Below are 12,409 nucleotides of genomic sequence, written 5' to 3' on the forward strand. Positions count from 1 at the left end.
TATCCAAAACGCTCAACATCGTGACGTCCTCCCCCTTCCTGAACTCGTTCTGCGTCGCCGTAATTGGGCTTCACCGGCAGCCTCACGGTTGAGCCCTTCGCAGCGCCTCAACTTCGCCGAGGGACAGCCCGGTCGCCTGGGATATCTGCTCGGACGTGAAACTCATGCCCAGCATCCGCCGCGCCGTGGAGGCAATGCCCTTTGCTTCGCCCAATGCAACACCCTTGGCCTCACCCAATGCAATGCCCCTGGCCTCCACCTTATCCAAAACGCTCAACATCGTGACGTCCTCCCCCTTCCTGAACTCGTTCTGCGTATCCTCAAACCGACGGTCCCGCGTCAGCGCGGACATGAGCTTCAGCACCGCGTCCACGTGCTCGATCGTCTGACACGGGGGCTCGTACTCCTCGTCCCGTCCCATCTGCACAAAGTAGTCCGCTACGATCCTGAAGTCGCTCCGAAACTGCCCCACCTGCTCCGCCGTCAGACGAGGAACCTCAAAGACGTTGACCCGGTAGTCGTTCACAAACGGCCTCAGCCCCTCGGCCACGGAAACCCGCTCGAACAGCGTCCGCGGCCCCGTCCAGGGCGCCTCTCCAAAGTAGAGGACCAGCGTCACCACCGGGTACAGCCCCTTGTCCGCCGACAACTGGCCCCGGTAGTCCGCCCCCTCGTAACCCAGCACCCGAAGCGGCATGTCCCGGTCCACTGCGGTCTGGTTCTCGAACCCGATCAGGGAGATCACGGCCCCCGCGGAAACCCACAGTTTGGAAACGTCCCGCTCCTGCTCGTGGAGCTTTCCGTCCGCCTTGTAGAGCGTGCGGGCCCGCGCGTCCTGCAGGTCCTCCGGTTTCACCCGCCGCTCCCCATTGAAGAGCAGCACGTTCACGATGTCCGCAAAGACGTCGTTGTACCCCTCCAGGTGCTTCTCCGTCATGTCCCGCTCGTGCATTTTACGCTCCACCCCCAAGCTTGGCCTCATTATAACAAACAAGCCCTCTCGCTCAAAACCAGAAGAAAGGGGGGAATACTCGGCGCGTACCCTGCCTCACCTTCAACGTAGGCGACGGAGGGGGTGCTTCATCAGGGGGACCTAAAAAATGAGGACCGCACCCACCGAGTACGGTCCTCAATCTTCTTCATCATGGAGCCGGCGAACAGACTCGAACTGTTGACCTGCGCATTACGAGTGCGCTGCTCTACCAACTGAGCTACGCCGGCCTTACGAGAGGCTATTCTATCAGGCCACGGTCCTTTTGGCAATAGCAAAGTCACGGTTACGCCAAAACTCAAACGCGATCGCCAGTGCCTGCCAGCGCTCCCTCACGGCCTGCCTCCACCTCCCCTCCCGACCAGAGCCGGTCGGCTTCCCGCCGCGGGACGCCAACGTGGACGAAGGTCTCGTGGAACCGCAGCTCCCAGCCCGGCAGGCTTCCCAGCCTCCGCACGAGGCGGGCAAAATCTTCCATCAATCCCTCCGCGGGGCGGACGTCCGCGGCGCAGCCCACGAGGTGCCGACTCCGCCGTACACCCCCAACCTCCGCATTGTGCCGTTCGCAGCGAAAGCCACTGTTCACGACAACGGGCCCGCCCCACGCCTCCCGCAGCCCCTCCAGCCACAGCACCAGAAGGATGGAGGGGCGCCCCGTGCCGCAGCAGGGGCAGACGAACTCCTGCGGCCTGAAGTGCCGAACCTCCCACCTCATCCGCGCGCTTCCCCGCTCCCCGACCGGCTGCCCTCGAGGGGCGACAGGCGGCAGGTCTGACAGTGGCGCAGCAGGGTGATGGCCTCCCGCAGGGCCCGCAGCTCCCGCTCCATCCGGAGCAGCAGAAACGCGGAAACCGCCACGGAAAAGCCGCCCTGGAGCGCCGCACCGGCAAACGCCTCGATGTTATCCATGAATTCCTCCTTTTCTTATGTTCCTCCGCGATGCAGAGGAGAAAAAAGACCGGGGCGTCCCCCGGTCCGTCATTTCGGATGCGCATCCTTCCACCGCACGACTACGCCGCTACAGGCTCACCGGGGTGCTGGTGACGGTCACGAACTCCGCGCCCACGATGGACATCGGCTCCGGCGAGTAGATGGCCTTGTTCGCGATCATCCCCTCCATGAGGGCCTTCACCGCTGACGCCTCCGCGTCGGGCTTGACGTGGTTGAAGGTGCTGGAAATGGCTCGAGCATCGGCATCCTTGAACTTCAGCTTCAGACTGACAGACAAACGATCACCTCCCTTCTCTCACAAATTGACAACGATCGGCTCACCTCCTTACTGCCTCTCCAAGGTGCGGACCTCGGTCTGCTCCACCCGTGTCACGGGATGGGCCAGCACCGGGGCTGCCAACTCCGCCACGTTCATGATCGCCTCCGGGTCCGCTCCGCCCTTGATGCCTCCGAGGGAACAGCTCTTCACGATCGCGTTTCCGGTCTTCGGGTCCTTGCCCGCGTTGAGCTTCAGGGCCACCGCGCTCCGCCTCAATACGCTGCTGACTGCCATACTCTCACCTCCTCTCCCGTGGTCTTCACCGCGTCACCCCCTTTCGTGAATATAAGTATATAGTATATTTTTTTATTGTCAAGAGGCAACCGCAATAAATTTGGGGACGACCCTAAAGGCCGTCCCCAGCAGGACACTTTCCGCTGTATCCCTCCGTCACCTACAATGACACTTCCCCTTTCAGGGGAGGCTTTTCGCCCCCCCTGATGAAGTCCATAAAGACAAAAAAACGGCCCCCGAAGGGACCGTTTTTTTAAGGCAGAAACTGTTTCTTGTGTTGGTTAGCGAGCAACCATGTAGACAACATTGCTACCGTCATAGTCACCCTTCGCAGGCACTGTGTCATGCGGGGCCTTAAACAGCCCTACGCTCTCCTTCCGGCCCTGCAGCTTATCCTTCACTTCCTTCGTATAGTTACCAAGCTTAGCGCCCACGTACCACTTTTTGTTGGTAGCGGTAACCTCAACGACATAGACATCTGTACTTACCTTGCCGGGGTTGTCCATATACCGCGCCATATCAGCAATCTTCGGCTGCAGGCCCGCATTGAAATCATCCATGCTGTCCGCATACAGCATCACAGCGGCCGCCTTCAGGCTGCGAAGGTTGCTGATGATGTTGGACGCTTCTGCGGAGGCCGTAGCAGAACCGCTGGAGAGCATCATTGCTGCAGCCAGAATACCGATGATCACGATGACGATCAACAACTCAACGAGGGTGAAACCTTTACGCATCTTCATTTTAAAACTCCTCCTTCAATTTTGGCCGCCGTTCTCCGTGGCCTTGATGCTTCATAGTATAGGGCATTTAATCCCAAATACAATAGGTCTTAAGGATTAAAAAGTCACGATCCCCCTCCAACCGGATAAACTCCTCCGCCCTATCCCATCTGGGACATGGCTGCGGTGATGGGGCCGAAGATGGCCATGGCGATCACCGCCACGATGCCGCCCACGAAGATGATCATTATCGGCTCTATCAGAGAGGTCATGGCCTTGATCTGCTCGTCCAGCTCCTGGTCGTACCACCTGGCCACGCGCTCCAGCATCTCGTCCAGGTGCCCCGTTTCCTCGCCGATGCGCATCATCTGGCACACCAGGATGGGGAACACCTTCGCCCGCTTCGCGGCGTCCCCCAGGTGGACGCCCTGCTTGGCGGAGGCCTGGAGGTCCGCAAAGCCCTGTCGGATCACCTCGTTGCCTGCAGCACCCTCCGCCATCTCGAGGCCACGAAGGATGGGGACCCCCGCGGTGACGAGCGCCGCCAGCGTCTGGGTGGCCCGGGCCATGCCGGACTTGAACACCAGGCTCTTGATGACCGGCAGCTTCAGCTTCACCCGATCCATCATGGGCTTCGTGGTGCTGCTCTTCAGGAGGAAGACCAGCACCCCAACGACGGCCAGCGTCCAGATCACGATGCCTAGCCAGTGCTCGGTACAGTACTCACCCAGGCTGAAGAGTATCTCGGTCAACGCGGGGAGCTCGATGTTCATCCCCCTGAAGACCTGCTGGAACTTCGGCAGGATGAAGGCGATGAACACCACCACCACGGCCAGGGCGAAGAAGATGACGAAGCTGGGGTAGAACATGGCGGAGCGGATCTTGCTCCGCAGCGCCGCCTGCTTCTCGAGGAGCCCCGCCACGCGCTCCAGCGAGTCGTCCAGGAGGCCACCCTCCTCGCCCGCCTGGACGAGAGAGATCATCATGTTGTTGAAGATCGACGGGTGGACCTTCATGGCCTGGCTCATGGGGATACCGCGGTCCAGCCGCCCCTTCACGTCGATCAGCACGTCCTTAAAGACCATGCTCCGTTCCTGCTCCGCGATGATGTCGATGGCCATCGAGAGGGTCAGGCCCGCCTGGACCATCGTCGCCATCTGGCGGAAGAACACCATCTTCGTCTTGGCGGGCACCGTGCCGATGCGCTGCAGCTTCTCGAAGAACGACAGCCTGGCGCCCCCTCCCTCCTTGCTCCCCGCCTCCGCAGCGCTCATGGAGAGTACCATGACTCCTCGTTCCCGCAGGGCCTGCAGCGCAAGCCCTTGGCTCTCCGCCTCCAGCTGCCCCTCCTGGATATTGCCGTCTGCGGCGCGCACACGATACTTGAATTTCATCGTCTACCTCCCAAAGGGTTCAGAAAGGCCTGCCGGGCCCCGAAGGGCGAGTTTGCAGAGGACATCATACCGCCCCCTGCGTCATGACGCGCTGCAGCTCCTTGGGGTCGTAGGCGTAGGCCAGCGCGGCGTCGCGGCTCAGGATGCCATCGCCCACCAGGTCCGCCAGGCACTGCTCCATCGTGTGCATGCCCGTGGCAGCCCCCGTTTGAATCGCCGTCCGAATCTGGCTCGTCTTGCCCTCGCGGATGCAGTTGCGGATGCCGGGGTTCGCGATGAGGAGCTCTGTGGCACAGATTCGGCCGCCACCGCCCCGTGGGATCAGCTGCTGGGAGCATATGCCCACCAGGACCGACGCCAACTGGATGCGGATCTGCGCCTGCTGGTGCGGAGGGAAGACGTCGATCAGACGGTCCACGGACTGGGGAGCGTCCTGGGTGTGCAGCGTGCCCAACACGAGGTGTCCCGTCTCCGCGGCGGTGATGGCCGCCTGAATGGTCTCGAGGTCGCGCAACTCTCCGATGAGGATCACGTCGGGGTCCTGACGCAGGACGTGCTTCAGGGCCTCGGCGAAGCTGAAGGTGTCAGAGCCCACCTCCCGCTGATGGACCACGCAGTTCTGCGACTGGTGGACGTACTCGATGGGGTCCTCGATCGTGACGATGTGGTCGAAGCGCGTCCGGTTGATCTCGTCCACCAGGGCGGCCAGCGTGGTGCTCTTTCCGTGCCCCGTCGGCCCCGTCACCAGGAACAGCCCCCGGCGCCGGTGGGCGACCTCCTCCAGTTCCTGAGGCAGCGCCAGCTCCTGGAGCGTCCGAATCTTCATGGGGATCAGTCGGAACGCCGCAGCGATGCCCCGCATCTCGCAGTAGCAGTTGCCGCGGAAACGCGCCTCCACGCCGCTCCCCACGTGGGAAAAGCTGAAGTCCAGCTCGTGGGTTTCCATGAACTTCTTGTACTGCTCGGGCGAGATCACCTCCAGCAGGGCGCGCTCGACCTCCTCGAAGGCCATGGGCATCGTGTCCCTCACGGCGCCCAGAACGCCGTCAATGCGCATCATCGGCGCGACGCCAACCCCCAGATGAAGGTCGCTCGCGTTCTTCTCAATCACCAGATCCAGCAGGGATCTCAAGGTTACTTCCACTAGATACCGCCTCCTGAGGCAACAGCCGTTATAGCGTGCTGGTCAAGACCTCTTCCAGCGAGGTGAACCCAGCCAGCGCGGCGTTGATGCCGGACTGGCGCAGCGTCTTCATGCCCTTCTCGATGGCCGCATTGCGGAGGTCCAGGTTACTGGCCCCCTCCAGGACCATGCGGCGAAGGTCGTCGTCCAGCACCATGATCTCGTAGATGCCGCGCCGCCCCTTGTAGCCGTTGCGGCACTCGTTGCACCCTCTGGCCCTGAAGGCATGGGTCCCCACCGGGACGTGCAGCTCCTCACACGTCTTGGGCGCCAGCTCATACTCCTCGCGGCACAGAGGACACAGTCGGCGCACCAGGCGCTGGGCGATGACCCCCGACAGCGACGCGGAAACCAAGAACGACGCCACCCCCATGTCCACCATACGGGTAGCGGCGCTGGGGGCGTCGTTAGTGTGCAGCGTCGAGAGCACGAAGTGGCCCGTCAGGGCTGCACGAATGGCGATCTGCGCCGTCTTCTGGTCGCGAATCTCGCCCACCATAACCTTGTCGGGGTCCTGGCGCAGGATGGACCGAAGAGCGGACTCGAAGGTCAGCCCCGCCTTCTCGTTCACGAAGACCTGGTTGATCCCCGCGACGGAGAACTCCACGGGGTCCTCCACCGTGATGATGTTCACGTCCGGCTGGTTGATCTTCTGGAGCATGGAGTAGAGCGTCGTGGACTTTCCGCTCCCCGTGGGCCCCGTCACCAACATGATGCCCCAGGGCATCTCGCAGAACATCTTGATCTTCTCCATGTCGTCCGGCTCCAGGCCCAGGCGGTCCAGCCCCACGTTGGCACTCTCCTGATCCAGGATACGAAGGACGGCCTTCTCCCCGTTCATCGTCGGCAGGATGCTGGCGCGGAGGTCGATGCGCCGCCCATCGACGCGGATGAGGATGCGCCCATCCTGAGGCTTGCGCCTCTCCGCGATGTCCATGCCGCTCATGATCTTGATGCGGGAGGTCACGGAGGGATGCAGGGACACGGGGTACTCGAAGGCGGTGTAGAGCTGTCCGTCGACGCGGAACCGGACGCGGGCGCTCTTCTCGTAGGCCTCCACGTGGATGTCCGACGCCCCCTCGCGCACCGCCTGCTGAAGCAGGTTGCCGACCAGCTGGATGACGGGGGCGTCCTCCACGCTCGCCGCCACGTCCAGCTCCTTGTTGCCCTCGGTTTCCGGGTCGATCTCGACGATCGCCTCCTCCAGGTTGTTCTGGAGGTTGTAGAGACGGTCCAGGTTCTTGGCGATCTCCTCGTGGGTGGAGATGCCGATCTTGAGGTTGCGACCCGTCAGCATGCGGATCTCGTCCTGGGCCAGGAGGTCCAGGGGGTTCGACATGGTAACGAGGAGGAGCCCGTCGTCCACGATGGTCAGGGGGATCAGGCTCAGGCGCTCCGCCACGGCGCGGCACCATCTTGATGGCCTCCGGCATCGGGCGGTACCGCGTCAGCGAGAAGAGCGGCAGGCGCAGCTGGGTGGACAGGGCCTCTGCCAGGCGCGTGTCCGAGATGATCCCCTCGGAGATGAAGATCTCGCCCAGCCTCTTCCCTGAGGTTTTCTGCAACTGCAGCGCCTGGGCCAGTTGCTCCTTCGTGATGGCCCCGGCCTGAATCAGGACGTCCCCCAACTTGGGCTGCTTCGTCTGGAGCGCCGCCGCGCTCGGTACGATCGCGGAGCCCGCGTCCTGCCGGACCTCAGGGCCCCTCTGGGGCATGCCCTGCCGCCCCGGAACCGGCCGAGATGGGGTCTGCACACCGTTCTGTGACGTTGCCGCCACCTGGCTCCGCTGCATCCCCGGCACCGGCCTGACGCCTGGCGCCCTGCCCGCCATCATGGCCTCGCGAATCTCCTGTGCCGGTGCCAGGGCAAAGCGCAGGGGGATAGGCAGCTTCGCCCTCAGCATGTCCTGGGTGGCGACGTCCAGGGGGTCCGAGATCGCGATCAGGAGGACGGAACCATGCTCCTGAAACTCCAGGGGGAAGACGTTGAACTTCTCCATCAGCTCCCGCGGGCACTCGTTCTGGGCCGCGATGTTCGCCATGTAGTCCGACACTTTCACCACAGGCAGCATGAACTGAAGGCCCAGCGCCTCCGTCAGCTGCCGGTCCGTCAGGAGCCCCAGTTCGACGAGGATCGCGCCGATGCGCTTCTGAGGATTCTTAGCCTGCGCGTCCAGGGCACGCTGCAGGTCCTCCGGCGACACCCTGCGCGACCGCAGCAGTATCTCACCAATTTTCTTCCGAGTTGCCCCCATTGCGACGCTCCTTTGTATCACCGTTCAAGCACGCCCGACCGGCCCCTCCGTCAGAGGCCGCCACGCGAAATGTTTCAGCGTCCAACGTCATCCGCACATGCTGGAAGACGGTAAAAACACCCGCTGTTTTACCTCCCTTATTCTATCACGAATCGACGTGCATTCCGCACAATTTACCTGCATCACCCCGTCAGGGTTATCGGCGCTCCGGACGGCACAAAACAGGGACCGCTCGCGTCCCTCGGGATGAAAAAAGGCGCGCCGTGAGGTATACTCTCAAGGACGCTGCGCGTCGCAAGCGAAAGGCGCGCGGACGAGATCGCTGCCGAATGGGAGATGAACGCTATGGAGATCAAAGCGCCGCGGGGAGTACGGGATATCCTGCCCGATGAATCGTGGAAGTGGGCTTACGTCGTGAACACGGCGGCCGGAACGATGGCCGATTTTGGGTTCTCCGAGGTGCATCTGCCCCTTTTCGAACAGACGGAGCTCTTCGCCCGTGGCGTCGGGGACACCACGGACATCGTGGAGAAGGAGATGTACACCTTCACCGACCGCGGCGGCAGGAGCCTCACCCTGCGCCCTGAGGGCACGGCCAGCATGGTGAGGGCTGCGGTGGAGAACGGGCTGTGCGCCCAGGGCGTCGCGGCGAAGCTGTGGTGCTGGGGCCCCATGTTCCGGTACGAACGACCCCAGAAGGGGCGTTACCGCCAGTTCTATCAGATCGACGCCGAGTACCTGGGGGCGGCCGGCCCGATGGCCGACGTGGAGACCATCGACCTCGCCGCGGAGATATTCCGCCGCCTGGGCATGAGGAACCTGGAGGTCGTCATCAACTCCGTGGGGTGCCCCAGGTGCCGCCCCGTCTACCGGGAGGCCCTGCTCCGGCACTTCCAGGCCCGACGGGGCGAGCTGTGCGAAACGTGCCTTGAGCGCATGGACCGGAACCCTCTGCGCATCCTGGACTGCAAGGAGCCGGGGTGCGGCGCCGTGGCCGACGAGGCCCCCGCCGTCTACGAGTCGCTGTGCGACGAGTGCCGCAGCCACTTCGAGGAGGTCCGTGCGGGGCTCGAGCGCCTGAACTTCCGCTACCGCCTGGACAAGCGGCTGGTGCGGGGCCTGGACTACTACACGAAGACGGCCTACGAGATTCTCTCGGGAGACCTGGGGGCTCAGAACGCCGTGTGCGGCGGCGGGCGCTACGACAACCTCTCCGAGGCCATCGGCGGCCCCCGTCTGCCCAGCGTCGGCTTCGCCTGCGGCCTCGACCGCATCGTCCTGGTGATGGAGCAGCAGGGCTGCACCTTCGGGCGCAGGCCTCAGGCCAGGGCCTACGTGGCGGCGCTGGACGAGGCTTCGCGGGGGGCGGCCCAGGTCCTGGCCCACGAGCTGCGGCGCGCGGGCGTCGCCGCGGAGCAGGACACGGCGAACCGAAGCTTCAAGGCGCAGATGAAGAACGCCGGCGCCTCCGGCGCGCGCTGGGCCTGCATCCTGGGGCCGGAGGAGCTGGCGCGAGGGTGTGCGGCGGTCAGGGACCTGGAGGAGGGCAGCCAGACGGAGGTACCCCTGGCTCAGGTGCCCGATTACATCCGGGACCACGAATAAAATGAAATAAGCCTCCCGAATGCGAAGGGGGACGCCTAGGCGTCCCCCTTCGCATATCCTGCCCTACCGCGTGCGGCTGTAGAAGCGGGGCAGATTCTGACGGATCGAATCCAGGGTGGCGACCCCGATCCGGATCCCGCAGTTCGCCGTCAGCTGCACCTCGTCCTGGGCCAGGAGGTCCAGCGGGTCAGCCATGGCAACCAACAATCGTCCGTCCTCCTCGATCCTCAGGGGCAGCAGGTTCAGCCGTGCGGCGACGCTCCGGGGGACCAGCAGGATCGCCGCGGGCTCCGGCTCCTCCGCCCCCAGGACGAGCAGGGGCAGTTTGAGCTGCTCCGACAGCGCCTCCGCCAGGCGGCTGCTCGTGATGAGGCCCTCGGAGAGCAGGATCTCACCCAGCTTCTTGCTCGACCTCGCCTGGATCGTGAGCGCCATGGTCAGCTGCTGCTGGGTGATGGCCCCGGCCCGCAGCAACACATTTCCCAGCATGGGATGCCTGGCCTTCAGGGTGTCGATGCTCACGAGGACCGCGGAACTGGGGGAGGCGGGCTCGGGTTCGGGTTCAAGGGGAGGCTGATCGGGTACGGCCTCCGTCCTCAGCGCCTCCTGGATCTCCTCTTCCGGGGCAAGGGCAAAGCGGATGGGGAAAGATATCTTCGCCCGCAGGATGTTCTGGGTCACGACGTCCATGGGGTCCGAGATCGCCACCAAGAGGACGGAGTCGTGCTCCTGAAACTCCAGGGGAAAGGCCTTCAAGCTCTCCATGAGCTCCCGAGGGACCGCGTGCCGGGCGGCGACGTTGTCCGCATAGTTCGCCACCTTCACCACCGGCAGCATGAACTGACGCCCCAGGGCGCTGGTCAGCGCCTGCCCCGTGGTCCCGCCCATCTCGATGAGGATCGTGCCGAGGCGCTTCCCCGGGCTCTTGGTCTGCTCCTCCAGGGCGAGCTTCAACTCCTCCGGCGACACCAGCCTCATCTGCAACAAAATTTCGCCGAGCTTCCTTCGTTTAGCCTCCATCGTTCAGAATCCCCCACGTTTCCCTATCGGGCCTCCGCCGCGGCGACATCGCGCAGGTACTCGACGACCGTCGTCAGGGAATAGGCCGAAGTGCCCCTCGCGTAGACGCCGAACTCCCGGTCGTACCACCCCGTCGCGCCGATGTCGATGTGCGCCCAGGGCACCCCCGGCTTCACGAACTCTCGAAGGAACATGCCGCCCGCGATGGGTCCGCCTCCGTCGGGGGAGTACTGGCGAAGGTCGGCAAAGGTCCCCCTCAGCCCCTCGCGCAGGCGCTCGTCATCCATCGTGAAGCGGTGGAAGCGCTCCCCCGCCCGGCCCGCCGCCCGCAGCAGCGCCGCGGACAGGCCGTCGTCATCGCACACCAGGGCCGCCGTATACTTCCCCAGGGCGTCCTTGACCGAGCCGGTCAGCGTCGCGACATCGATCAGGGCGTCCGGCTCGAGGCGCGAGGCGAACGTCAGGACGTCCGCCAGCACGAGGCGCCCCTCGCAATCGGTGTCCTGAACCTCCACCGTCTTTCCGCTCATGGTCCGGACGATGTCGCCGGGCCGATAGGCCGCCCCGTCCGGCATGTTCTCCACCAGGGCCGCTATGCCATGAACCTCAATGGGCAGCCTAAGCTCTGCGGCGGCCCGCAGGACACCCATCATGACGCAGGCACCGCTCTTGTCATACTTCATGGACTGCATCTCATCCGAACCCTTGATGCAGAGGCCTCCGCTGTCGAAGGTCACCCCCTTGCCCACGACGGCGACGCGCCGGACGGGAAGCCCCCCCGGCCGATACACCATGTGGACGAGCCGCGGCGGGTTGGCCGACCCCCGACCGACGGCCATCAGGCCGTTCATCCCGAAGCCCGCTATCTCCCACTCGTCGTAGAACTCGCAGGACAGCGTGACGCGCCCTGCAAGGCGGCGGGCCACGCTCACGAAGGCCTCCGGGGTCAGGACGTTGGCCGGCTCGTTGGCCAGGCTGCGGGCGAAGCTCAGGGCTTCGCCCACGATGCGCCCCCGCTCCAGCCCATCCTCGTCCCCTCCGATCAGCGCAAAGGAGGCCAGTTTCGCCCGCACCGCGCCCTGCGTCCTATACTTGATGAAGGCGCAGGCACCAGCGAGGGCGCCCTCCGCAGCGGCCTCGCTGGCCTGGGGGGACAGGGCGTCCGCGCCCTCCACTTCAAGCGCCAGGCAGGACAGGTCCGAGTCCAGCGCGAACCGGACGAACTCCGCCGTCAGGGTGCGCAGGGCCGCGTCGTCAAAGGCTTCCCCGGGGCCACCGTGTACCGTGTAGCGAAGGTGTCCTCCATCGGCCCCCGCCGCAACGATCTTTCCCCTCCGGTCCACCGCGCCGAACGCGATGCGCCCAACGGCCTGCACCTCGTCCGTCATCCTGTTCAGGAGCTTCGTCATCCTTGAAACGCCCTCCTCGCCGATCCGCTTCTTCGCCAGGGCCTGCCCCGCGCCGCATCGACCGGTCGCCATCTAAAAATATCCCGTAAAAATATCGGCTTGCTATGCTGTGTTATTCGACGTATCCTTCGCCTTTTATATCGTATAGTAATCAGTTGAGTTGTCAAGATACTTAAGGTGCTCATCCCTTGGACAGAGAGGCTCAGGACCTAGACTATAAGAGTCTGAGAGCCTGCAACCCACAGGCCATATAGCGCGAGGTGTCGAACAAGAGGCCTGGAGGCGGAACCGTCTTTTTTCCGCATAACAGCGCATGGCGCGAAGGGCGT

The 12,409-nt window shown here is 64.0% G+C and carries 14 protein-coding genes, 1 tRNA gene and 1 pseudogene; 3 read left to right on the plus strand and 13 right to left on the minus strand.

Features of this window, described 5'->3' with window-relative positions; translation table 11 throughout:
- Nucleotides 1-82: 82 nt before the first annotated feature.
- The 10 genes from Q0629_RS00590 to Q0629_RS00635 form a co-directional block, all read right to left on the minus strand.
- A complete protein-coding gene (locus Q0629_RS00590; protein ID WP_298777623.1) occupies nt 83-964 on the minus strand; it encodes an Rpn family recombination-promoting nuclease/putative transposase in 882 nt (293 codons plus the stop codon).
- A gap of 181 nt (nt 965-1,145) precedes the next feature.
- A tRNA-Thr gene (locus Q0629_RS00595) sits at nt 1,146-1,221 on the minus strand.
- Nucleotides 1,222-1,289: 68 nt separating this feature from the next.
- A complete protein-coding gene (locus Q0629_RS00600; RefSeq protein ID WP_298777625.1) occupies nt 1,290-1,706 on the minus strand; it encodes a D-Ala-D-Ala carboxypeptidase family metallohydrolase in 417 nt (138 codons plus the stop codon).
- A complete protein-coding gene (locus Q0629_RS00605) occupies nt 1,703-1,900 on the minus strand; it encodes a YvrJ family protein (RefSeq protein ID WP_298777627.1) in 198 nt (65 codons plus the stop codon). Before Q0629_RS00605 ends, Q0629_RS00600 begins: the two co-directional genes overlap by 4 nt.
- 109 nt (nt 1,901-2,009) lie before the next feature.
- Complete coding sequence (locus Q0629_RS00610; protein ID WP_298777629.1) at nt 2,010-2,219, minus strand: DUF2922 domain-containing protein; 210 nt, start codon at nt 2,217-2,219, stop codon at nt 2,010-2,012.
- Nucleotides 2,220-2,267: 48 nt separating this feature from the next.
- The gene (locus Q0629_RS00615; RefSeq protein ID WP_298777631.1) at nt 2,268-2,495 is read right to left on the minus strand and encodes a DUF1659 domain-containing protein; all 228 of its coding nucleotides are present in this window, start codon (nt 2,493-2,495) and stop codon (nt 2,268-2,270) included.
- A 281-nt stretch (nt 2,496-2,776) separates the two neighbouring features.
- A complete protein-coding gene (locus Q0629_RS00620; RefSeq protein WP_298777633.1) occupies nt 2,777-3,235 on the minus strand; it encodes a prepilin-type N-terminal cleavage/methylation domain-containing protein in 459 nt (152 codons plus the stop codon).
- 140 nt (nt 3,236-3,375) lie between these two features.
- Nucleotides 3,376-4,608, minus strand: a complete 1,233-nt coding sequence (locus tag Q0629_RS00625) for a type II secretion system F family protein (protein ID WP_298777635.1) — start codon at nt 4,606-4,608, stop codon at nt 3,376-3,378.
- Nucleotides 4,609-4,672: 64 nt separating this feature from the next.
- Nucleotides 4,673-5,752 carry a type IV pilus twitching motility protein PilT gene (locus Q0629_RS00630; RefSeq protein ID WP_298777637.1) on the minus strand — a complete coding sequence of 360 codons (1,080 nt, stop codon included), beginning with the start codon at nt 5,750-5,752 and terminating at the stop codon, nt 4,673-4,675.
- A gap of 28 nt (nt 5,753-5,780) precedes the next feature.
- Nucleotides 5,781-7,193 carry a GspE/PulE family protein gene (locus Q0629_RS00635; protein WP_366122857.1) on the minus strand — a complete coding sequence of 471 codons (1,413 nt, stop codon included), beginning with the start codon at nt 7,191-7,193 and terminating at the stop codon, nt 5,781-5,783.
- 17 nt (nt 7,194-7,210) lie between these two features.
- Between Q0629_RS00635 and Q0629_RS10125 the strand changes: the two genes are divergently transcribed.
- Nucleotides 7,211-7,402, plus strand: a complete 192-nt coding sequence (locus tag Q0629_RS10125; RefSeq protein WP_366122859.1) for a hypothetical protein — start codon at nt 7,211-7,213, stop codon at nt 7,400-7,402.
- Nucleotides 7,403-7,420: 18 nt separating this feature from the next.
- Nucleotides 7,421-7,759 (plus strand): hypothetical protein, encoded by a 339-nt coding sequence (locus Q0629_RS00640; protein WP_298777673.1) that lies wholly within the window; start codon nt 7,421-7,423, stop codon nt 7,757-7,759.
- Here Q0629_RS00640 and Q0629_RS10130 read toward each other — a convergent pair.
- A pseudogene (locus Q0629_RS10130) lies at nt 7,687-8,046 on the minus strand (hypothetical protein); the annotation flags it as partial. The gene Q0629_RS00640 and the pseudogene Q0629_RS10130 overlap by 73 nt on opposite strands.
- Nucleotides 8,047-8,391: 345 nt before the next feature.
- Between Q0629_RS10130 and hisS the strand changes: the two are divergent.
- Nucleotides 8,392-9,651 carry a histidine--tRNA ligase gene (hisS, locus tag Q0629_RS00645; protein ID WP_298777639.1) on the plus strand — a complete coding sequence of 420 codons (1,260 nt, stop codon included), beginning with the start codon at nt 8,392-8,394 and terminating at the stop codon, nt 9,649-9,651.
- A 63-nt stretch (nt 9,652-9,714) separates the two neighbouring features.
- Here the strand turns inward: hisS and Q0629_RS00650 are convergent, their stop codons facing one another.
- Together Q0629_RS00650 and Q0629_RS00655 are read right to left on the minus strand one after the other, a co-directional pair.
- Nucleotides 9,715-10,671, minus strand: coding sequence for a hypothetical protein (locus tag Q0629_RS00650; protein ID WP_298777641.1), 957 nt, complete (start codon nt 10,669-10,671; stop codon nt 9,715-9,717).
- A 23-nt stretch (nt 10,672-10,694) separates the two neighbouring features.
- A complete protein-coding gene (locus Q0629_RS00655; protein ID WP_298777642.1) occupies nt 10,695-12,152 on the minus strand; it encodes an aminopeptidase in 1,458 nt (485 codons plus the stop codon).
- Nucleotides 12,153-12,409 lie beyond the last annotated feature (257 nt).

This window comes from uncultured Fretibacterium sp. (genome assembly GCF_938030725.1).
Taxonomy (GTDB): domain Bacteria; phylum Synergistota; class Synergistia; order Synergistales; family Aminobacteriaceae; genus Fretibacterium.